The organism is Geobacillus sp. PLS 41 (assembly GCF_056494105.1).
Window position 1 is genome coordinate 3,054,076 of sequence record NZ_CM151395.1, and the last position, 21,747, is coordinate 3,075,822.

Below are 21,747 nucleotides of genomic sequence, written 5' to 3' on the forward strand. Positions count from 1 at the left end.
ATTCATACATAACGAATCGACGCACATGAGACAATAAACGAGAGGAAGGTGAATGACAATTGGGCGCCATCGAACACGAAGGATATCGATTTGAGATCGAATACAGCGTCCTGTTGCAAAAAGGGGCGCTGCATGTTTACCGCAACGGCGAATTCATCGATGAAATTGTGTTTCCCTTTCGCGGCGAAAAGCCCGATGAACAGCAAATTGAAGCGCTTGTGAGCGAGTATGTCGAGCAAAAAGCCCGCGGCCGCTAACAGCGGCCGTTTTCTTTTCTTGCCATTTTTTCGAGTTTTCCGTTATGATGAGGGTAAAAAGCAAGGGGGATCGGCATGTACTATAAACGTTTATACGTCTTTGACGGCAACACCCCGCGCGAAGCGGTCATCCGCAACTATACGAAAGACGACTTTGCTGATCTCATCCGCGTGCAGCAAGAAAGTTTTCCGCCCCCGTTTCCATCGGAGTTATGGTGGAACGAACAACAGCTTCACAACCATGTCACTTTGTTTCCCGAAGGAGCGCTTTGCGTCGAAGTCGGCGGGCGCATCGTCGGATCGATGACTGGCTTGATCGTTGACTTTGATCCAGCCCATACCGATCATACATGGGAAGAGATCACCGACGGCGGCTACATCCGCAACCACCGCCCGGATGGCAACACGCTTTATGTCGTCGACATTTGCGTCTCGCCGCCATACCGGAAGCTCGGCCTCGGCAAGTGGCTCATGCAGTCGATGTATGAAGTCGTCGTCCATCTCGGCCTCGACCGGCTGCTCGGCGGCGGGCGGATGCCTGGCTACCATCGACATGCGGCTGAACTATCGCCGGAAGCCTACATCGACAAAGTCGTTGCTGGCGAGCTGAACGATCCGGTCATTACGTTTTTGCTCCGTTGCGGGCGCACCCCGCTGGCGGTCGTTCACAATTATTTGGAAGATGAGGAATCGCGCAACTATGCCGTCCTGATGGAATGGCGCAATCCGTTCAAGCAAAAACAAGGACACAATTGACAGAAACGAAAAAAAGGAATCACCAGCATCGGCCGCGAACTAAGAAAAGGAGAACGACCGACAGAAAGGAATCGCGGCCGATGAAATCGATTTTGTATAGTGATCCGCTTGCTCCTTTGCTTATTCGCAATGAATTGTTTTCCCTGCTGCCAGCGCACATTTCCCGTTTGACCGTCGTTTGCATCGGCAGCAACCGTATCAACGGCGACAGCCTAGGGCCGTTCGTCGGCACGCTGCTTGAAAACGCCTATCCGGATCATCTAACCGTAATCGGCACACTCAGGCAACCTGTCGATGCGACAAACATCCGACGCGTTTCCGAGCAATTGCAAAACGAACACGGAGCATATGTAGTGGCGATCGACAGCATTGTCGGGCCGCAGCCGTTTGTCCATACGATCGCCATCCGCCCTGGCGCCCTTTCCCCCTGGCACTGCGCTTGGCAAATCGCTACCATCGATTGGCGACATCAGCATGATGGGCGTCGTGATGGAAGATACCGCCGATATGAGCGCACTTCCGTACACGAATTTGCACATTGTTTACCAAATGGCGAAAGTCATCGCTTTAGGCCTTTCACTTACGATCCGGCAGCGGTATGGCTATGAATCATCGACACCGCTGTTGGCTTGAACAGAGCGCGGAAACATATGTCTTGCCTTTAAAGGCAAAAAAAGGCGCAGCGGCCGATTCATGCCGCTGCACCTTTCGCTATGATCAAGCCATATGGAACGTTCGTTTGACAAACGACACGACTTCCTCAGCCGTACCAAGCGACAGCACTGTCTCTTTCACGCGGACCGCATCCTCTTTTGACAGCCGCTTCAGCTGGGCGCGCGCCGGCAAAATCGAGGTGGCGCTCATGCTGAACTCATCAAGGCCAAGGGCAAGCAAAATCGGAATGGCGATCGGGTCGCCGGCCATTTCCCCGCACATCCCAACCCATTTCCCTTCGCGGTGAGCGGCGTCAATGACATAGCTGATGAGCCGCAAAATGGCCGGGTTGTACGGTTGATATAGATACGACACCCTCTCATTCATCCGGTCGGCCGCCATCGTATATTGGATCAGGTCGTTCGTTCCGATGCTGAAGAAATCGACTTCTTTCGCAAACTGGTCCGCCATGACGGCAGCCGCCGGAATCTCGACCATCATGCCGACTTCAATTCCATTCGCAACTGGAACCCCTTGGCGGAGGAGCGCTTCTTTTTCTTCGAGTAAAATCGCTTTCGCTTGGCGGAATTCATCGAGCGTCGCAATCATCGGGAACATGATTTTCAAATTGCCGTGCACGCTCGCCCGCAGCAAGGCGCGCAGCTGCGTGCGGAACATGTCTTGCATTTCCAGGCAAAGGCGAATGGCTCGAAACCCTAAAAACGGGTTCATCTCTTTTGGCAAGTGTAAATACGGGAGCTCTTTGTCGCCGCCAATGTCAAGCGTACGCACAACGACCGGCTTGCCATCCATCTTTTCAAGCACCGTTTTGTAGGCCGCAAACTGTTCGTCTTCCGTAGGCAGCTCTGATCGTCCCATGTATAAAAATTCCGTGCGATACAACCCGATCCCTTCCGCCCCGTTGGCTAACGCTCCTTTCACATCGTCCGGCGTGCCGATATTGGCCGCCAGCTCAACGTGCACGCCATCAGCGGTAACCGTCGGTTGATCGACAAGCTTCGCCCATTCCGCTTTTTGCTCCTCATAGCGAGCCCGCTTCTCTTCATAACGCGCAAGCAGCTCCGGGGACGGATTGACGACGACTTGACCGTCAAGTCCATCGACGATGACAATGTCTCCGTTTTGCACTTCCGCCGTAATTGCCTTCGTGCCGACGACAGCCGGGATTTCGAGCGAGCGGGCCATAATGGCCGAATGCGACGTTCGCCCGCCGATGTCGGTGGCAAATCCTTTCACATATTGGCGGTTCAGCTGCGCCGTATCGGATGGCGTCAAATCCTCAGCGATAATGACGACCTCTTCGGAAATGAGGCTCGGATTGGAGATCGTCACACCAAGCAAATGGGCGAGGACGCGCTTCGTCACATCGCGGATATCGGCGGCCCGCTCTTTCATATACTCATTGTCCATGCCTTCAAACATGGAAATGAAAAACGATGCCGTTTCATGGAGCGCATATTCCGCATTCACTTGTTCTGTTTTGATTTTTTCCTTAATCGGGTTCAGCAATTCTGGGTCGTCAAGCACAAGCAAGTGGGCGGCAAAAATGGCGGCTTTGTCTTCGCCAAGCTTTTCCAAGGCATGCTGTTTGATGGCTTCCAGCTCTTCTTTCGCTTTCGCGACCGCCGCCTCAAGCCGCGCAATTTCCGCCTCGACGTCGGCGACCGTCCGTTTTTCGGCCGCCAAATGAGGCGTCTCCAAGCGGTATGCCTTGGCGATGGCGATGCCGCTTGAAGCGGCGATGCCATGAATCGTCTTTTCCATTATTCCGCAAGGCCTTCCTTTGCCAACGTATCGGTTAACGCCGCCATTGCTTCTGCCGCATCGGCCCCTTCTGCCGTGATTTTGATCGTCGCCCCTTTCGGAATTCCTAACGACATGACGCCCATGATCGATTTCAAGTTCACCGTTTTGCCGTTGTGCTCAAGCTGGATTTCGCTGTTGAATTTGCTCGCTGTTTGCACCAAAATCGTCGCCGGACGAGCGTGGATGCCGGAATCAGAAACGACTTTAAACGTTTTTTCTGCCATGTCCATCATTCCCCTTTTCTTCAATTTTTTCTTTGCCATCATATCAAATGCAGGGGCGGGGAGGCAACGGAAAATGCTTGGCCCCGCCCCGCCGCGAATAAGCAGTTTAGCTGAGCGTAACAACAGCGTCTTCTCCTCGAGCAACCGGGCCTTGCTTGTTGACATGAACCGTTTCGCCGGCTTTGAGATTCGTGAAAATCACCGGCGTGACAATCGATGGCGCGTTCTGTTTTACATAATCAAGGTCGACGCGCAAAATCGGCTGCCCTTTTTTCACTTCGTCGCCTTCCTTGACAAGCGCTTCAAACCCTTGGCCGTTCAGCTTCACTGTGTCGATGCCGACGTGGATTAAAATTTCATGCCCGCCGGCCGACTGAATGCCAATGGCGTGCTTCGTCGGAAATACGTTGATGATTTTGCCATCAACCGGAGAGACGACCGTGCCGTCCGTCGGCATGACCGCGAAGCCGTCGCCCATCATTTTTTGCGAAAACACTTGATCAGGCACTTCAGCGAGCGGAACGACCTCTCCTGACATCGGCGAAGCAATCGTTTCGGACTTCGCGGCTTCCGAGGCCGCTGCTTTCGGTTTCTCTTCCGCCCGGGCCGGCGCTTTTCCTTGCATGATGTCTTGAATTTGCCCTTTTAACATATCCGATTTCGGACCGAAAATCGCTTGCACGTTGTTGCCGACTTCAAGCACCCCGGCGGCGCCGAGCGCTTTCAACCGGTCTTTATCGACCCGGCCGATATCATGGACCGAAACGCGCAAACGCGTAATGCATGCGTCCAAATGTTCAATGTTTTCCTTTCCGCCAAGGGCGGCGAGCACTTCGTACGGCAGATCGCCAGCGGCGGCTGCCTCGGCTTTCGGTGCTTCCTCGACCGTTTTTTCCCGGCCCGGCGTCGCCAAATCCCATTTGCGGATCGCAAAGCGGAATCCGAAATAATAAATCACGGCAAACGCCAAGCCGACCGGAATGACAAGCCACCATGCCGTCCGGTTTGGCAGAACGCCAAACAGCAAGAAGTCAATGACCCCGCCGGAGAAGGTCATCCCGATTTTGACGTTCAACAGGTGCATGATCATAAACGACAAGCCGGCAAAGACGCAGTGAATGGCAAACAGCGCCGGGGCGACGAACAAGAACGAAAATTCGATCGGTTCGGTAATCCCGGTCAAAAACGATGTCAACGCGGCCGACCCCATGATGCCGGCAACGACTTTTTTGTTTTCCGGTCGCGCTTCGTGGTAGATCGCGAGCGCCGCTGCCGGGAGACCGAACATCATAAACGGGAATTTCCCGGTCATGAACGTGCCGGCCGTCAGTTCCACGCCGTCTTTCAGCTGCTCGAAAAAGATTTTTTGATCGCCATGGACCACTTGCCCGGCTTTATTGACGTACTCGCCAAATTCAAACCAAAACGGTGCATAGAAAATATGATGCAAACCAAACGGAATGAGCGCCCGTTCGATGACGCCGAAAATGAACGCGGCCAACGTTTTGTTCGCATCGATCATATTGTGCGAAAACGCATTGAGCCCGTGCTGAATCGGCGGCCAAACGAATGTCATGAGAATGCCAAGCACGACTGCGGACGCCGCCGTCACGATCGGCACGAACCGCTTGCCGGCGAAAAAGCCGAGATATTGCGGAAGTTCGATATTGAAGTATTTGTTGTACATGTACGCTGCCAAAATCCCGACGATAATCCCCCCAAAGACGCCGGTTTGCAACGTCGGGATGCCGAGAATGTTGGCGTACGACGGGTCGGCGCCGATCATATCGGAAGTCACGCCCAAGATGACGCTCATCGTCACATTCATAATCAAGTAGCCGATGATCGCCGCCAAGCCCGCGACCCCGTCCCCGCCGGCAAGGCCGATCGCCACACCAACCGCAAACAAGAGCGACAAGTTGGAGAAGACGATGCCGCCTGCTTGCTCCATCACGTTGGAGACGAGCACGACCCAATCGGCTTTTAATGCGGGAATTTTATCCGTGAGCGCCGGGTTTTTCAACGCATTGCCAAGCGCCAACAAAATCCCGGCCGCCGGCAAAATCGCCACCGGCAACATGAGCGCTTTCCCGACCTTTTGCAGCGTGCCAAACGCTCGCTTCATCTTCATAACCTCCTTTAGTTTCCTTTTCTTAAGTTTTACAGCAAACAGCCGATTCATGTACCGAAAATGAAGCGGGCGTTTCCGAGGGAGCCGGCGCAATAAAAAAGGCATGACTAAAGAGAGACAAAAAGAACGCTTACAACAGCGCAAAGATGAATTCGCAGCTGTTGCCGCCTTATTTGCCCTCTTTACTCATGCCTGATCGAGTCAGTAACACGTAAAGCGAGACAACCTATGCAGTTGTATTGTTCTTTTTCTCCGCCAGCCGTTGCAAATGCAACGTCAAATAGACCGCCTCGGCATCGTCCGCCGGCAGATGAAGCGTTTGCTGCATGACTTTGACCAACTTCCATGCTAGATTATAGCATAATGGATACGCTTCCTTCAAGATTTTCGACAAATTTTTTGGTTCTTCGACTTTTTCGCCTTTTTTCATCCGCTCAATCGCATAGCGCAAGTGACGGACAAACCGCAAATAATGAACGCTCTCGCGGTCGATGTCAACGCCAAGCTGTTGCTCGACGATCTTGACAAGATCAGCAATGAGCTGGGAATATCGATTCGCTTCCGACACGCTTTGCTTGGAAATCGCGCTATGAATATGAAGGGCAATAAAGCCTGCCTCTCCTTCAGGCAGCACAATCCCGAGCTTTTGTTCAATCATGCGGGCCACTTCATTGGCAATTTCATATTCCAACGGATACAAGCTTTTCGTCTCAGCCAAAAACGGGTTTTTGACATCCAATCCTTGTTCAAGCCGCTTTAATGTAAAAGCGATATGGTCCGTCAGCGCCACATGGATGTGCTCGTCGAGCGGCGCGCCCACGCGTTGCTGAATATGTTGAACCACCTCGCTCATGAGGCGATGAATTCTTCGCTCAATTCCGGAAGCAGCTTTTTGTATTGCTCTTGTTCGCGTTCGTTTTTCAGAACGAAACATTTTTCCACAGCGCTCTTGGCAATCTCGTCCCCCCGTTTTTTGCCGAAGCCGATTCCTTTGCCGAGCAAAACGACTTCGCCATATGCCGGATGGGAAGCGATTAACACGTTGTTGTTGAGCGTTTTTTCGACGCGAAACGGCTGTTCCATCAGCCTCCCTCCTTTCCGCACCCATCGTCTGCCGCTAGTCTATGCAGACTACATTATAAACCGGATGGGCCATCGCTCTCAATGACGTTTTTTGGATGGGACGCCGCTCTTCTCGACATACTAATGGGAGGGAGGAAAGAATATGCCATACGTATCGATCAACCAACGAGTCCGCCTTTACTATGAGGAAAAAGGAGAAGGAACACCGCTTTTGTTCATCCATCCCCCAGGAATGGGGCATGCCGTTTTTTGCCGCCAAGAACCGCTCGCCCGCCATTTTCGCCTTATTTTGTATGATATGCGTGGAAACGGGCGAAGCAGTTCGTCAGATGCACCGATCACCGTACCGCTGCTTGCCGACGACATTTCCGTATTGCTCCGCGCCCTCGGCGTTCGGCGCGCCATCATTTGCGGCTACTCAAACGGCGGATCCATTGCGCTTGATTTCGCGCTCCGCTATCCCGAGCATGTCGAACAGCTCGTTTTGATCGGCGGGTTTCCGGAAGTGTGCACCCCGCTTTTGTTCAGCGAGTTTTTGCTCGGCATCTCCGCCGCAAAACTTGGGGCCATCCCGCTGCTTGCGGTGGCTCTTGCTTGGGGGCACAAAACGAACTGGCGCGAATGGCAGCTGTTGCGGCGGTACGCCCGGCTGACCCATAAACGGGATTTAAACGCCATGTACCAGGCTGGGCTTGTTTATGGATGCACAAAACAACTGTCTTCCCTCCGCTTGCCCGTGCTCCTTATTTATGGAGCACGCGATCGTTACATCCATCCGTATATCGCTATGTTCCAACGTTATGTGCCGCATGCAGATATTGTGTTTATTGACCAGGCCCGCCATCAAATTCCGACGAAACATAGCAGCGAACTAAACAGCATTTTGCGGGCATACGGCAAGCGGAGCGAAACTGGCCGAAAGGAGGGGATCGCATGTCGAACAAAGGAAGACAAAACAAGGTGAGCCAAGAAGTAGCCAACCCGACCGTCTCCAAGGCGGAGGCAGAAATGGCCAAAGACAGCGTGGATACGGCCAAGCAAGCGAAAAAGAACCGCTCGTAGCGACAGCGAGGCTGCCCTTTTTTGGGGACAGCCCCGCTGTTTTGCCGCTATAGCGCCGGCCATCGGCCCGGCTGCCCACTTCGACGGCGACTAGGCCGTCCGGCGCACCGGATGAAGACGGCTGAAAATCATCTTCAATAACGGCGGCGTCACAACAGTCGTTACCAATACGACGATGATCATGACCGCAAACATGTTCCCATCAAGCAGGCCGGCTTCCAAGCCGATGCCGGCGATGATGAGCGCCACCTCACCGCGCGACACCATGCCAGCGCCGACCGCCAGCGAGCTTCCCCACGAAAATCCGGCCCATTTTGCCCCCAGCGCGGCGCCGACAAGCTTTGTCAAAATCGCGAGCGCACTCCAACCGACAATCAGCGGCCAATGCTCGACGATGCCGGAAAAGTCGGCCGCAACCCCGATGGAGGTAAAAAAGACAGGGACAAACAAAGAATAGGCGATCGTTTCCACTTTCTCAAATACTTCTTCCCGATAGTCCGTAAAACTCGCGCCAAGCCCGGCCATATAGGCGCCGATGATCGCTGCCACCCCCATCGCCTCAGCAAAATAGGCAAATGCAAAACAGATGACCAGCCCGGCCGAGACAACCGCCTCTGTCACACGCAACGGGGCAAACCACTTTAATACGAGCGGGATGGCTTTCCAAGCGAGCAAAATGGCGACGGCAAAAAAAACAGCTTTTTTCAGCACGACCGCACCAAGCTCGACGTCGCCGCCAGTTAGGCTTAATAAAAACGCCAAGGCAATGACGACCAGCACGTCGTCGATGACCGCCGCGCCAAGAATCGCTGATCCTTCCTTCGATTGCAGCTGTCCCATCTCTTTGAGCGCCTGCACGGAAATGCTGACGCTCGTTGCGGACAGCAAAAGTCCGAGGAAAAGAGCCGTGCCGGTTTCCATGCCGAACGCTGCGCCGGCCGCATACCCGGCGAGCAGCGGAACGAGAATGCCAAGCACTCCGACCGCCACAGCAGCTTTTCCAGTGCGCCGAAACTGGTCCATATCCGTCTCAAGGCCGGCGATAAACATAAGCAAAATGACGCCGATTTGACTTAACTCCTGCAAAAGATCCGTATCCTCGATCACACCGAACACGCTCGGGCCAAGCACAATGCCGATGAGCAGCTTGCCGAGCACGGCGGGCTGGCCAAGGCGCACGGCCGCATCACCGGCAAGTTTGGCGGCGAACAAAATGACCGCCAGTTGGGCAATCAACATCCCTTCACACTCCTTCGCTTTAAGTCTCTTTTTCGAATTACGTTTATCATGCGTGGAAGGTTTCACTTTTATCATTTCCCGAATTCAGGCCAAAACGAAACATCTCCCTTAGTTGTCTTACCGCTATCGACGCCGCGCCGGGCCAAGCCGGCAAACAAAGAAGCGTTTCATGTTCCAAACCGCTATGTGCCGACATTGCCTATGGTGATCGGCAAAGCATCGGCCTCTGCCCGCCGTGCAACTCGACTGTCTATCAGCCATCGATTGAGACGTTAGCCAAAAAAAAACAGACATCCTCGCTCTGCGTGGACGCCTGTTGTTATGACAGCGCATTTTGCCGGCCGTTTGCGGCTTTGACGCCGCCGGACGGAAACGTCAAATGAACAGTCGTTCCCTTCCCAACCTCGCTTTCGATCCGCATCGTTCCTTTATGTTCTTGAACGATTTTCATGCTTGTCGTCAGCCCGAGCCCCATTCCTTTTTCTTTCAAAGTGAAAAACGGTTCACCGATTTTCTGCAGCCGCTCTTTCGAAATGCCGACGCCGGTGTCGGCAACATCGACATAGATCTTCCCGTCCCCTTCCGCAACGTGGACGTATAAAATTCCTCCATCAGGCATCGCTTCGACGGCATTTTTCATAACGTTCAACAACACTTGAACAATTTGGTTTTGATCGCCGTACACACAAGCTTTCGGAGCGGTGTTATGGACGGAAATGGAAACGTTGTTCAACGTCGCCTCATGGCCAATCAAGCTGATGACATACGAAATGGCCTCGTCTAGCAAAAACGGCCGATAATCGTGGCTTTGCGGCTTGGCGAGCACCAGCAGCTCGCTGACAATTTGGTTGATGCGGCCGAGTTCACTTAACATAATGCGCATATAATGATCATTCACTTCGCGCGTTTCTTGCATCATCTGAATAAATCCTTTCATGGAGGTGAGCGGATTGCGGATTTCATGGGCAATGCCGGCGGCCAGCTCGCCAAGGACGGACAGCTTTTCTTTTTTCAAGAGCAGCTCCTCGGCAAGCTTTTGCTGGGTAATGTCGCGGCCGATCGTCAACAACCCTTTGCGCGCTCCGTTTTCGTCAAAGAGCGGCACTTTAATGACGTCAAACGTCTTCACTTCCCCATCCGGCGTCGCAAACGACTCCTCGCGGCGCGTCACCTTTCCGCTCTCCCACGCCTCGCGGTCTGATGCAATGCACTGCGCAAACGCTTCTTTAAAAAACGGCACAAGCTCGCCAAGCTCGCGGTCCGTCTTCCCGATATAATCGATCTGTTCGAGGCGGTACAGCCGCCGGCCAAAATCGTTGACGCGCAGCCATCGCCCCTCGCTGTCTTTAAAGCAAACGAAATCTGGCATCGAATTGATGAGCGTAAGCAGCTGCTGTTCATTTTCCTCGGTCTTTTCCAGCTGCTCGCGCTTTTTTAACAGCTGGTACAAAAAAATGGCCGAGAGCAAAATAAACACGGCCCCTTTGGCGGCGCCAAGCGCCATATATACATCGCGGCTGATCGACAGCATATTGAGCAGGGTGTCGGTGGCGACAATCCATAAAATGCTGCCTATGATATATACTGCGATTACTTTTGTTTTGTTGACCACGTTGTCATCGAACCCCTAACATGCAAAGTCGCGGCAGCCACGGTCGCCCTCTAGGCTACATTTCCCGCGCCCAGCCGAGCAACCGCACGGCCAAGAGGGCGGCGCGCTCATGGTCAAGCCGCTTTTTTAGCGATGCCTCAAGCCGCTCGGCCACCGCCTCCGCCTCTTCCTCATAGGCGAACGAAAATGACCACTCAAGCGCCGGAATGGCAATCACGATATATTCTTCTTTTCGATTTTCGTAAATGTAGACATTAGCCGGAGCTTGTCCGTCCATCACCGGCGTTTTGCGGATTTTCATTTTTCCGTCCCACCTTTTCCTTTGAAACCGTCTCCATTTTGTTTATTTTAACAAACGCCCGCTCCCTACTCAATATAAATCATTTTCCTGGTCATTCCCCCGTCGATCACCAAATTTACCCCAGTGATAAAATCGTTTTCCTCATCGCATAAATACAGACAAGCGCGGGCGATATCATCCGGTTTGCCGACGCGGCCGGCCGGGTGCTGCCGGTGGTCAATGTCTCGCAGTTGCCCATAATCGCCCGTTTCAATCCAACCGGGGCTGATGCAATTGACGCGAATGCGATCATCCGCAAACGACACCGCCAGCGCATGGGTCAAAGCGACAAGGCCGCCTTTCGATGCAGCGTACGCCTCGGAATTCGGCTCGGACATGAGCGCCCTTGTCGAGGCAATGTTGACGATTGCTCCGCCTTTTGCATTGCGGCGCATATATTTAGCTGCTTCTCGAGAAGCAAAAAAAGCGCTGCGCAAATTCGTTGACAGCACGTCATCCCACTCCTCAACCGTCAGCTCATACGGCGACTTCCAGCGTGAGACGCCAGCATTGTTGATCAAATAGTCAATGCGGCCGAAGCGGCCGGCAGCTTCTTGTACAAACCGTTCAATATCGTCCACCTTCCGCACATCCGCCGCCACAAAGATCGCCTCGAACCCGTCCGATTGCAATTGCGCGGCGAACGCTTCACCGTTTTGAATATCGCGGTCGATGATCACGACGTTCGCTCCCTGTTTTGCGAATGCTCTAGCGATCGCCTTGCCGATCCCATTCGCTCCACCGGTGACAATGGCTGTTTTCTGTTCTATGCTCATGTGCAATCTCTTCTCCCTTCCTTTGCTCCGTTTGCTTTCGGATGGGATCCAACCGAAAGAGGTAGGCTTTATGCATGGCCTTCCCTCCTACGATAAGGAACGTTTGTTCTATTCATGACCATTTTATACCTTTCGTTCTCTTGATGCAAGAGAAAGGTGGATGAGGAAAGATACCGATTCATCCCCCACTTGCGCTCACGCATGGAAGTGAGGATTTTCTCGGCTCCAGATGTAAAAAAGACCGCCATTCGGCGGTCTTTTTTGGCATCTTACCGATAGGGGCCATACGAGATTGGAAAGCCAGGCGCATACGGGGTTCCTCCGCCATAATATGGAGGCAGCGGCGCAGCGGGATAGCCATAGCCATACGGCATCACCGGGGCATACAGCTGCGGCGCCATCGGTGGATAGTACAGCGGCGCATACGGATGTGCGCCAGGAACGAAACCTGGTGTCGCACCAGCAGCCATTCCAGACAGCGTGCCAGGAACGGCCACGGGAGCCGTGCTGCCAGCCGGGGGAACGTTTTCTGCATACGGGGCCGTCATGCCATACGGAATAGCGGCGTCATCAGGCGTCATCGGCGGCGTGTTTTCTTTCCCACCCATCGGCCAAACGGAAGCATGGGCCATATTCGGCCCGGCTCCTAAACCGAGCGGCGGCGCCGGCAGCATCATATCGGAGCTGTCCGGACTGTCTGGACTGTCAAGATGGACCGGACTGACAAGCGGCGCTGGCGGCGCAACCGGTGGACACCAATAGCCATAAGGCGCTGCCGGCGGATAATACGCCATCGGCATCACTTGAGTCGGCGTCGCTTCATTTGGTGTCGTTGCCGATAGCGGAGCCATCGGCGGCACGTTATTCTCCATCCATCCGGCTTCATTGTCATGGCCGGAAGAGGTTGAAAACGGACCATTCATATACGGATCCCAATGATTCATTGTTCTCTCCCTTTCTTGCTTATATTCTCGGGGCGCGTACCCACCCATATTGTATGTCAGAACAAGCAAAGGGTGTTTGCCCGGCCAAAATATAGGTATTTAACCCAACAGTCGTCTGTGATACGATAAATAACGGTGACGATGCCGAATCAACGCTTGGGGGGACATGCGATGGATGAAGCACTGGCGGCCAAGCAAATCGATGAATTGCGCAACGGAATCATCTCCGAACTGTTGGTGAAAAAAGAGGACTTCCCTGTTTTTCGTGCCGTGCTCGTCAAACAGCCCGACTTCAAACGATTTCGCGGCATCGCCCAGCGCGGCGGCCACGTTATTTACCACTATATGGATGCTCCACGCAGCTAAAAGCTCCTGTTCCCATGGCTTCACACCCGGCTTTCCGTCCTGGAAGCCGGGTGTTTTTGCTCGCGGAGAATTTTCCATCCCTCTCTATGAAACTAGTCATTTCAATGCCTCGCGCGTTTTTTCCATCATTTCGATAATGACTCATCGCGTGATCCTTGTTACTCTAGTAGCGAGTTTGCAAGACAAAAGGAGGGATGTGGATGAAACAAGCAAAAGCATGGGTGACGGCTATGTTGTGCGGCATATTTTTCTTTGCCGGCCATGCCGATGCGGCGATGATCCACACCGTCAAGCGCGGCGATACGCTTTGGAAAATCGCGAAACAATACGGTGTGCCGCTGAAACAACTGCAGCAGACAAACCGCAAAGGCGATTGGCTATATCCTGGTGAAAAACTCGTCATCCCTGATGCCGGCATCACGGCGGCGGAGAAAGATTTGCTCGCTCGCCTCGTCCATGCCGAGGCGAAAGGGGAACCGTACGCCGGGAAAGTGGCCGTGGCAACGGTCGTGCTCAACCGCGTCGACCATCCGGATTTTCCGGATACGATCCGCGCTGTCATTTATGAGCGCTCTGGCGGCCATTATGCATTCACGCCGGTCGCAAACGGATCGATCAACGAACCGGCCGACCGTGAATCATACCGCGCCGTTGAAGAAGCACTTGCTTTTCGCGGTTTAGGAAACGGCTCGCTCTATTTCTATAATCCGAAAACGGCGAAAAGCAAATGGCTGCGCTCGCGTCCAGTGACCGTCGTCATCGGCAACCACGTCTTCGCCAAGTAAAAGAAGGATAGGCTGCCTTAAAAGACCGTTTTCTCCTAAGCGAGGCGCCATATATGGTCTTTTGAGCATATTGGATGCATATATGCACCCATAAGGAAGGTGCCCAAACTCTTTTTCAGGGCACCTTTTTTAAATATTTAGGAAATAAATCTCTTTACTTGCGCATAAAAATAAGGCACACTAGTAAAAAAGCGCCTAATCCCCGCCGACCGGGGAGCGGCGACGGAATCAGGCAAGCCTCGATTCCCGCGGCCGTTCGCTTGAGCGGTCCGTCCATCATTTTGATTAAAGGAGAATGATGATGATCAAAAAAGCGAAAGTCGGAGATATTATCGAATTTAAAAATGGGCTGCGCGGCATTGTGGAGAAGGTGAATGAAAACTCCGTCATCGTGGATTTAACGTATATGGAAAACTACCGTGAACTCGATTTGCAAGAACGGACAGTCGTCAATCATAAAAACTATAAGATCATCGAATAAAAAAGAGGCTGCCAAGAGCCTCTTTTTTGTTTACGAAATGCGGGCGAGTTCATCACATTCATAGATATGGACGCCGCTCGTTGCTGACGCCGCCCGGTAAAACATCGCCAAAGCAAGCTGATGGGCGTCAACCGGCTTATACTTTTTCCATTTGCCGACGAACAAAAACGGAAGACGGCATAACAACCACCCGCCTAACGCTTCGCCAAGGCGGAACTCCCGGCGCTTGCCGACAAGCAGCGACGGACGAAAAATATGGAGCGACGGAATGGAAAGCCGCTGCAACGCCTCTTCCGTCTCTCCTTTGACTCGCTGGTAAAAAAACGGCGAGCACGGGTTGGCGCCGACCGAAGAGACGGTCAAAAAGCTTTTCGCACGGCACTTTTCCGCCAGCGCCGCGGCGCGCAGCGTATATTCATAGTCGACTTGAATGAACTGCTGCTTTGTTTTCGCCTTTTTGCGCGTCGTCCCTAGGCAGCAAAACACATCGTCCACATAAAAATATCGTTCGTACGATTCAAGCCGCGCAAAATCGACGACGACTTGCTGCAGCTTTTCATGTTCCACCGGCAGCGGAGTGCGGACGAAAATCGTCACACAGCGGTACAAATCCGACTGCAGCAACAGCTTCAGCAACTCTCCGCCGACCAAACCGCTCGCTCCAAGCAAAAGAGCTGTTCTTCGCTCCAACGCCAAAACCTCCAAGGCAAACATTCATTGTTCATTATATAGGAGTTGGAGCGAAAAAACTACCTCTTTTTTTATCTCTAGCGGTTGTCGACTTTTTCTGGATACAAGTCATGATTGAGCAGCCGGTATTCCGCCATTTTTTCGTATTTCGTCCCCGGGCGTCCCCAGTTGCAGTACGGATCGATGGAAATGCCGCCGCGCGGGGTGAATTTGCCCCACACTTCGATATAGCGCGGTTCCATAACTTTAATCAAATCGTTCATAATGATGTTGACGCAGTCTTCGTGAAAGTCGCCATGATTGCGGAAGCTGAACAAATACAGCTTCAACGATTTGCTTTCGACGCATTTTTTGTCCGGGATGTAGCTGATGTAAATCGTTGCGAAGTCCGGTTGTCCGGTTTTTGGACACAACGTCGTAAACTCCGGACAATTGAACTTCACGAAATAATCCCGGTCAGGATGTTTGTTGTCAAACACTTCAAGCAGATTGGGATTGTACGTAAACGAATACGTTGTCCCTTGATTGCCAAGCAGCGTCAAGTCTTTCAATTCTTCCTCTTTTCTTCCTGCCATTCGTTCATTCCTCCCTCATTATTCATTGCCGGGCGAATCGCCGCACCCCGCTTTACACGCCGCGCTTGTTTCCCCAAAGAAGCGTGTGCAGCTGCGGCAGGATGTGGACGTCTGCCAGCTCCTCCGAATCGGCGGCTTGTTCCACCAGCCATTCCAACCGACTGAAAAGCTTCGCACGGAGTGCATCCACATCCGAATCGGCCACATCGGCGTTTCCTGCCTGCAAATAAAACGGAACACTTGGGTAGCGGCAGTGCACCTCTTTCGCATACGCCAAATCGGCGTCATCAAAGACGACGACTTTCAAGCTGATGCGCCGCACTCGGCTTTGGTCAGCCTGCAACCGTTCAATGATTTGATCGAGCGCCGCCCAGTCGGTGTCCATCCCCGAGCTTGGCGGCTTCGGGGAAAGAGTGACGTCGTCAATGTCAAGCAGCCAATCCTGCCAACGGCTCCCTTGCGTTTCAACCGCGACCCGCATCCCTTTTTCATGAAGAAGCGCGATGAGCTCCCCAAGAGCCGCAATCAGAAGCGGGTTGCCGCCTGAAATCGTCACGTGGCGGAAGCGGCGGCCGCCAATGGCTTCAAGCCGCCGCCAAATTTCGTCTGCCGTCAGCTGCTCGATCTCGTCTTTTGCTGATCCGTCCCACGTAAACGCCGAATCGCACCAGCGGCAGCGGTAGTCGCAGCCGGCTGTGCGGACGAACATCGTCTTTTGGCCGATCACCATTCCCTCTCCTTGGATGGTCGGACCAAAAATCTCCAACACCGGAATCGTGCGCGCCATTACCGCTCCCCCGCTTTCGGACGGTAGACGACATAACTTGTCGGCGTTTCGCGGACAAACACTTGCAAACATTTCGGCTTGTGCGGCAGCGTATCCAAATAGCGCTGAATCGTTTCATAAATCGTGCGCGCCACCACTTCCGACGTCGGAAACCGATTCGGGTCATGACCGTCAAACCAATCGCTATGGTCGTTGAGCAGCGTATGGTCCAGCTTGCGATGAACGAGCTGTTTTAACGTTTGAAAATTGACTAAAAAACCGCTCTCATCGAGCTCATCGCCGGCGACCGTCACATTGACGATGTACGTGTGGCCGTGCACGTTTGCGCAACTCCCGGCCGCTTCGTGCGGGATGAAATGGGCGGCGGCGATGTGCATATCTTTGTTCAACTCATAGCGGTAATGATGCGCCACCTGCGGATAGAGCTGATGCATCATCGCGACTCCACCTCCGCTTTTTCCCGCAAATATTCATCCAACCCGCGCTTGCGCAGCGCACATGCTGGGCATTCGCCGCAGCCGTCGGCGATGATGCCGTTATAGCACGTCAGCGTCTTCGTGCGAATGAACTCGAGCGCCCCGAGCTCATCAGCGAGCTTCCACGTCTCCGCTTTCGTCAGCCACATGAGCGGCGTATGAATGACAAATTCGTAATCCATCGCTAAATTCAGCGTGACGTTCAATGATTTGATAAACACATCGCGGCAGTCCGGATAGCCGCTGAAATCTGTTTCGCACACTCCAGTCACAATATGGCGCGCGCCCCGCTGTTTGGCGAACACGGCAGCGAATGATAAAAACAATAAATTGCGTCCGTCCACAAACGTCGTCGGCAGCTCGCCTTTCTTTTGTTCAATGGCAATGTCGCGCCGCGTCAAGGCGTTCGGCGCCAACTGCCCGAGAAGCGACAAATCAAGCACTGTATGGCGGACGCCAAGCTCGTCAGCGATCGCTTGAGCGACGTCAATTTCCCGGCGATGGCGCTGGCCGTAGTCAAACGTCACCGCTTCCACTTCACCAAACTGTTTTTTCGCCCAAAACAAACACGTCGTGCTGTCTTGGCCGCCGCTAAAGACGACGACCGCCTTTTCTTCATTCATCTTCATCATGATCAACCTCCTTCTGAATCAGCAGAAGAAGAGGTTTCCAAAACAAAAAAGGCCATACCCCTAGGATACAGCCGTCCCTAGTTTTTTATAGAGGGTTTTGCTAGAAACCTCTCCCGTACAAGCGTACGGAATTGTGATTCTTCTGTTTTCTTTATTTACTATACCATACTTATGGCTTTTGTTGTAGCGCCTTTTTCACTTTTTCCGCCATCCATACGTACACATACAGGAGCGGAACATACACCGCGACAAGATAAAACCCTGCCTTCGCTGTCCATTGCATCAACTGCTCAATGTCTGTCTTCTCTTGGAAAAACAGCGTCCCGACAAACAAGCAAGCGAGCAACACTGGAAGCGAACGGCGCTGCTGAACAGCAAACAGCTGTTTGATCACGCGCGTCGCCGCCCAAATAGAGACCGCGATGATCGGTAACACAACGAGCACATAAATCGAGATGACAATATACTCCATCCGCTCGATAAACGGCACTTCCGGAATTTTGGCCAGCGTCAGCGTCGGCCATGTAATATGCTGGATTTGCTCTTTGTTATAAAACACGATGGAAATGAGGATCAAAACAAAATAAATGAACATCGTAAACGCGTTGGCCGCATGCGCCCACTTTTGCGAGGACGGAGCCTGTTTTAAAAACGGGTAATACATAAGCAGCATTTCAAACCCTAAATATTGCAGCACCATCTCTTTCGATGCTTTTGCCAATTGCCCAAACGAATGGTCGAACACCGGCAATAAGTTCCGGTATTGAGCATACTCAAGCGGAAAGAAAACCATCGGAAAAATCGTCAACAGCGGAATCACCACCCCCCAAACGCATAAGCCGACAACGACGCGAAACCCGCCGGAGACGGCGTAATACGTCATCAGCAAAAACATAAGGCTGAACTGCCACACCCCAATCAACGGGAACACCCATACTTTAATGATTTCAATGTATGATTGAAGCACCATAAACGCCGCCAACGCGTAGTAAAAAAGAAGTCCAAGGCTCAGCACCCCGCCGATCCACCGCCCGAAGTACTGTTCATGAAGCGACACGAGGTCTCCGCCTGATGGCAAATGCGACAGCAGCCGATACATGAGCCAAATCAACACGTGCGCCGACAGCCCGGCCATTAAGACTGCCATCCAGGCATCCTGCCCCGCCTCTTTCATCAGAGGACGCTGAAAATTGAGTGCCCCGACCCCAACTTGCGTAGCGTGAATGACAAAAAACACAAGAAACGGGGAGATGAGAAACCGTTCCTGAATGGCCTGCTTCATCCTAATCCCTCCTCATGTTCCCCGTCTTATTCGCCAATGCCGGTATGGACGATATCCACCGTGACGTGCGGGCGGATGTCTAGATCCGGGTATTCGCGGTAAAACGCGTCGGAATCCCAATGTCTTGTCACGCTGCGAACAAAATCGCCAATGCCGAGCGGGTCAATCCGTTTTTTCTGAAAATAGTGGAATAACCGGCGCATATTATGCTCCAATTCGTTTTGCATCTTTTTCTTCACATCAGCAAACAAATCACCTCCCGGCTGATCGAGCCATGACGGGTAATCCCTCACCGACGCATGGATATGGACGAACACGTCAAGCACATGGCGTCTTCCATCACGCTTCCATTCATATTTCGGCTTCGCCCATAAGTTTTGCAGCATCACCCGATCCTCCCCCTGTTTTCCGCGATTCCCAACCTTCAGCTGGTAGACGCCGTTTTTCGTTTCCCCGAGCAAAATTTTCATTAAAAACGAATCACGCAAACTTACATGCCCGACATATTGGTCATCGCGAAACAACGCGACCCCTTCAAGCTTGACGAAATCTCCTTTTTTCTCAAAATACGGCAAAAAAGGGTCGCTCCCCGGGGAAAAATAGCGATACAAAAACAAGTGCAAATTCGTTTTCGGCAAGTTCATCAACTGCTCGTTCTGCTCCACAAGATTCGGCAAATACAACGTATCGCTCAGCGTCGTTTTCGCCGTGATTTTCAGCAGCTCCTTCGCGCTTTCTTCCGCCACGCCAAGCAGCAAATGGCTGCCGACTTTGTTGTTGCGCGCGAGGCTGTGCGTAATTTGCGTCACCCCCCGCCGAGCAAACTCCTTGCCGAACAAAATCAAGCGCAGCTGCCCTTCCTCAACCGGCAGCGCGGATTTCGATGACAGGCGCGGAATCAAGTCGTAGACCGTCGGCGACGTCGTCGTCAGCATATTCGGCTTTGTCATCGGCCCTTGCTTGAACGTCGGGTACACCGCAGTGCCCGTGTAGCGGCCGTTCTCGAAATCATACCCCATCTGTTGAATAATTTGAATTTCGTCAATCGGCCGCGAACTGACGCAGCCGCCAAGCAACAGCAGCGCACCGACCCATGCGAGCCCACGCCTCATCATGATCCCCCTTACTCATCAATATCGCGTTTTTGCTTCGCCGCATTCGGATCGTAACGAAACCGCGACCGCGGACGAAGAAACATCGGCCGCTCCGCCGTTTCACTGTATGGCGAACGAATGAATGTATCGCGGAAGCTGCGAACACGAAATGGATAAAACGGCAGCAAATACGGATAACCAAACGACTGCAGCCGCCCTAAATGAATGAGCAGTCCACAGACAGCAAAGATGATGCCGATCCCGCCCCAACATGCAGCAAACAAAATAAACGGAAACCGAATGAACCGAATCGTGTTGGACATTTTGAAAATCGGCGTTGTAAACGAAGCGAGCGCCGCCAACGCGACGACAATCAACAAAATCGTACTCGTCAGCCCGGCATCAACGGTTGCTTGCCCGATGACAATCCCACCGACAATTCCGAGCGTTTGTGCGACTTTCGTCGGCAGCCGCGCCCCGGCCTCGCGCAACAGCTCAATCGTAATTTCCAAAAACAGCACCTCGAGCATCGGCGGAAATGGCACGTTCGAGCGGGAATAAATGATCGGGCCGAGCAAGTCTTCGGGAATCATTTCATAATGATACGTCAGCACCGCCACATAAATCGGCGACGCTAACACCGAGAACGCAACGCCGAAAAACCGGATGAGCCGGAAAAACGTGGCGAGCACCCATGGCAAATAATAGTCTTCCGGCGACGTAAAAAAATCGAAAAGAGCGGCGGGGCCAATCACGGCATACGGGGAGCCGTCGCAAAAAATGGCCACCTGCCCCGACACAAGCGCATAAATGGCCCGGTCGATCCGCTCGGTCGAGATAAAAAGAGGAAACGGTGTCCGCGAATTGTCCGCGAGCAGCTGATCCAAAATAGCGTTGTCAAACACGACGTCAAAATGAATGGACTCAAGCCGCTGCGTCACCGTTTGAATGACTTCCGGATTAACGACACCGTCGATGTAGGCGATGATCACTTTCGTTTTCGACATCGAACCGATCGACATTTCCCGAAACACAAGATTTGGCGTCACCACTTGCCGGCGGATGAGATGCAAGTTGACGCCGACATTTTCCACAAATCCGACTTTGGGCCCAACGACGCTGAATTCGTTTTCCGAATCATTGTTTTCCCGAAGCCCCAAATTTTCAGCCGCGGCGCCCATGAGCGCCGCTTTGTTCGGTTGCTCGCGGAATGTAACAGCGACAAACCCTTTCAGCACCTTCTCTTCAATCAGCGCCGTGTCTTCGCTCACTTCAATGCGCTGAATCGGCACGATTTGCTGCAAGTCTTCCAATCGGACGTTCGGATGCTGGGGAATGTCGTTTTGCAAATGGCAAAAAATCCGCTCTTGCAGCACTTGCGGATCAACGAGCGAATCGAAATAGTAAATCGACAGCTCCTTGCCTCCGACAACAAACGACACTTCGACAAAATCGCTCGATTGCCGAAGCTTTTCCCAAAGTTGCGAAAGATTCCTCTGTGCGGGGCGCTTTTTCTTTTTCTTCCAAAACGAGAACCAACCCACGATGATCCCCTCGCCTTTCCGTTTACGGCATAGTCTTCCAATCGATCGATATTTTTATGCATCCCCCTTTCATCCTATTGATTCGACAAAATCTTCTATATATTATTGAAAATAGACAAATAAAAAAAGG

General features: G+C 52.8%; 22 protein-coding genes and 2 pseudogenes. 7 read left to right on the top strand and 17 right to left on the bottom strand.

Annotated features, from left to right (window positions below; translation table 11 throughout):
• Positions 1-59 precede the first annotated feature (59 nt).
• The 3 genes and pseudogenes from ACVX3G_RS15265 to yyaC all read left to right on the top strand — a co-directional run bounded on the left by ACVX3G_RS15265 (position 60) and on the right by yyaC (position 1,646).
• Positions 60-257: a YbxH family protein gene (locus ACVX3G_RS15265; protein ID WP_011230519.1), complete on the top strand. Its 198-nt coding sequence runs from the start codon at positions 60-62 to the stop codon at positions 255-257.
• A gap of 75 nt (positions 258-332) precedes the next feature.
• Complete coding sequence (locus ACVX3G_RS15270) at positions 333-1,013, top strand: GNAT family N-acetyltransferase (protein WP_020278646.1); 681 nt, start codon at positions 333-335, stop codon at positions 1,011-1,013.
• An 80-nt stretch (positions 1,014-1,093) separates the two neighbouring features.
• A pseudogene (gene yyaC / locus ACVX3G_RS15275) lies at positions 1,094-1,646 on the top strand (spore protease YyaC).
• An 84-nt stretch (positions 1,647-1,730) separates the two neighbouring features.
• Here yyaC and ptsP read toward each other — a convergent pair.
• The 4 genes and pseudogenes from ptsP to glcT form a co-directional block, all read right to left on the bottom strand.
• Positions 1,731-3,452 carry a phosphoenolpyruvate--protein phosphotransferase gene (ptsP, locus tag ACVX3G_RS15280; protein ID WP_020278647.1) on the bottom strand — a complete coding sequence of 574 codons (1,722 nt, stop codon included), beginning with the start codon at positions 3,450-3,452 and terminating at the stop codon, positions 1,731-1,733.
• On the bottom strand, positions 3,452-3,718 hold the full coding sequence (locus tag ACVX3G_RS15285) for a phosphocarrier protein HPr (protein ID WP_033012410.1): 267 nt from the start codon (positions 3,716-3,718) through the stop codon (positions 3,452-3,454). Before ACVX3G_RS15285 ends, ptsP begins: the two co-directional genes overlap by 1 nt.
• A gap of 106 nt (positions 3,719-3,824) precedes the next feature.
• Positions 3,825-5,843 carry a glucose-specific PTS transporter subunit IIBC gene (ptsG, locus tag ACVX3G_RS15290; RefSeq protein WP_033012411.1) on the bottom strand — a complete coding sequence of 673 codons (2,019 nt, stop codon included), beginning with the start codon at positions 5,841-5,843 and terminating at the stop codon, positions 3,825-3,827.
• Between the two features lie 232 nt (positions 5,844-6,075).
• A pseudogene (gene glcT, locus ACVX3G_RS15295) lies at positions 6,076-6,932 on the bottom strand (glucose PTS transporter transcription antiterminator GlcT).
• A gap of 142 nt (positions 6,933-7,074) precedes the next feature.
• On the opposite strand from glcT, the gene ACVX3G_RS15300 reads away from it, so the two are divergent.
• Positions 7,075-7,896, top strand: coding sequence for an alpha/beta fold hydrolase (locus ACVX3G_RS15300; protein WP_014195305.1), 822 nt, complete (start codon positions 7,075-7,077; stop codon positions 7,894-7,896).
• A 188-nt stretch (positions 7,897-8,084) separates the two neighbouring features.
• Here the strand turns inward: ACVX3G_RS15300 and ACVX3G_RS15305 are convergent, their stop codons facing one another.
• From ACVX3G_RS15305 to ACVX3G_RS15325, 5 genes are all read right to left on the bottom strand, one after another.
• Positions 8,085-9,233, bottom strand: coding sequence for a cation:proton antiporter (locus ACVX3G_RS15305; RefSeq protein ID WP_014195304.1), 1,149 nt, complete (start codon positions 9,231-9,233; stop codon positions 8,085-8,087).
• A gap of 319 nt (positions 9,234-9,552) precedes the next feature.
• The gene (locus ACVX3G_RS15310) at positions 9,553-10,845 is read right to left on the bottom strand and encodes an ATP-binding protein (RefSeq protein ID WP_011230487.1); all 1,293 of its coding nucleotides are present in this window, start codon (positions 10,843-10,845) and stop codon (positions 9,553-9,555) included.
• A 55-nt stretch (positions 10,846-10,900) separates the two neighbouring features.
• Positions 10,901-11,146 carry a YueH family protein gene (locus ACVX3G_RS15315; RefSeq protein WP_011230486.1) on the bottom strand — a complete coding sequence of 82 codons (246 nt, stop codon included), beginning with the start codon at positions 11,144-11,146 and terminating at the stop codon, positions 10,901-10,903.
• 65 nt (positions 11,147-11,211) lie between these two features.
• Positions 11,212-11,961 (bottom strand): SDR family NAD(P)-dependent oxidoreductase, encoded by a 750-nt coding sequence (locus tag ACVX3G_RS15320; protein WP_014195303.1) that lies wholly within the window; start codon positions 11,959-11,961, stop codon positions 11,212-11,214.
• Positions 11,962-12,230: 269 nt separating this feature from the next.
• Entirely contained in the window at positions 12,231-12,905 is a 675-nt protein-coding gene (locus ACVX3G_RS15325) for a hypothetical protein (protein ID WP_014195302.1), read from the bottom strand.
• 171 nt (positions 12,906-13,076) lie between these two features.
• On the opposite strand from ACVX3G_RS15325, the gene ACVX3G_RS15330 reads away from it, so the two are divergent.
• The 3 genes from ACVX3G_RS15330 (at position 13,077) to ACVX3G_RS15340 (ending at position 14,537) form a co-directional block, all read left to right on the top strand.
• Positions 13,077-13,271 (top strand): hypothetical protein, encoded by a 195-nt coding sequence (locus ACVX3G_RS15330; protein WP_011230483.1) that lies wholly within the window; start codon positions 13,077-13,079, stop codon positions 13,269-13,271.
• A gap of 200 nt (positions 13,272-13,471) precedes the next feature.
• Entirely contained in the window at positions 13,472-14,056 is a 585-nt protein-coding gene (locus ACVX3G_RS15335; protein WP_014195301.1) for a cell wall hydrolase, read from the top strand.
• A 301-nt stretch (positions 14,057-14,357) separates the two neighbouring features.
• Positions 14,358-14,537, top strand: a complete 180-nt coding sequence (locus ACVX3G_RS15340; protein ID WP_013145942.1) for a YkvS family protein — start codon at positions 14,358-14,360, stop codon at positions 14,535-14,537.
• 30 nt (positions 14,538-14,567) lie between these two features.
• Here ACVX3G_RS15340 and ACVX3G_RS15345 read toward each other — a convergent pair whose 3' ends face one another.
• The 8 genes from ACVX3G_RS15345 to ACVX3G_RS15380 form a co-directional block, all read right to left on the bottom strand.
• Positions 14,568-15,251, bottom strand: coding sequence for an NAD-dependent epimerase/dehydratase family protein (locus ACVX3G_RS15345; protein ID WP_014195299.1), 684 nt, complete (start codon positions 15,249-15,251; stop codon positions 14,568-14,570).
• Between the two features lie 53 nt (positions 15,252-15,304).
• The gene (gene queF, locus ACVX3G_RS15350) at positions 15,305-15,802 is read right to left on the bottom strand and encodes a preQ(1) synthase (protein ID WP_011230479.1); all 498 of its coding nucleotides are present in this window, start codon (positions 15,800-15,802) and stop codon (positions 15,305-15,307) included.
• 52 nt (positions 15,803-15,854) lie between these two features.
• Positions 15,855-16,589, bottom strand: coding sequence for a 7-carboxy-7-deazaguanine synthase QueE (gene queE, locus ACVX3G_RS15355; protein ID WP_011230478.1), 735 nt, complete (start codon positions 16,587-16,589; stop codon positions 15,855-15,857).
• A complete protein-coding gene (gene queD, locus ACVX3G_RS15360; RefSeq protein WP_011230477.1) occupies positions 16,589-17,026 on the bottom strand; it encodes a 6-carboxytetrahydropterin synthase QueD in 438 nt (145 codons plus the stop codon). Before queD ends, queE begins: the two co-directional genes overlap by 1 nt.
• Positions 17,023-17,688 (bottom strand): 7-cyano-7-deazaguanine synthase QueC, encoded by a 666-nt coding sequence (gene queC, locus ACVX3G_RS15365; RefSeq protein WP_025039182.1) that lies wholly within the window; start codon positions 17,686-17,688, stop codon positions 17,023-17,025. The genes queD and queC overlap by 4 nt, the downstream gene beginning before the upstream one ends.
• 178 nt (positions 17,689-17,866) lie before the next feature.
• Entirely contained in the window at positions 17,867-18,979 is a 1,113-nt protein-coding gene (locus ACVX3G_RS15370; RefSeq protein WP_014195298.1) for a GerAB/ArcD/ProY family transporter, read from the bottom strand.
• Positions 18,980-19,005: 26 nt separating this feature from the next.
• Positions 19,006-20,091 carry a Ger(x)C family spore germination protein gene (locus ACVX3G_RS15375; RefSeq protein ID WP_033012412.1) on the bottom strand — a complete coding sequence of 362 codons (1,086 nt, stop codon included), beginning with the start codon at positions 20,089-20,091 and terminating at the stop codon, positions 19,006-19,008.
• 11 nt (positions 20,092-20,102) lie between these two features.
• The gene (locus ACVX3G_RS15380) at positions 20,103-21,617 is read right to left on the bottom strand and encodes a spore germination protein (RefSeq protein WP_014195296.1); all 1,515 of its coding nucleotides are present in this window, start codon (positions 21,615-21,617) and stop codon (positions 20,103-20,105) included.
• Positions 21,618-21,747 lie beyond the last annotated feature (130 nt).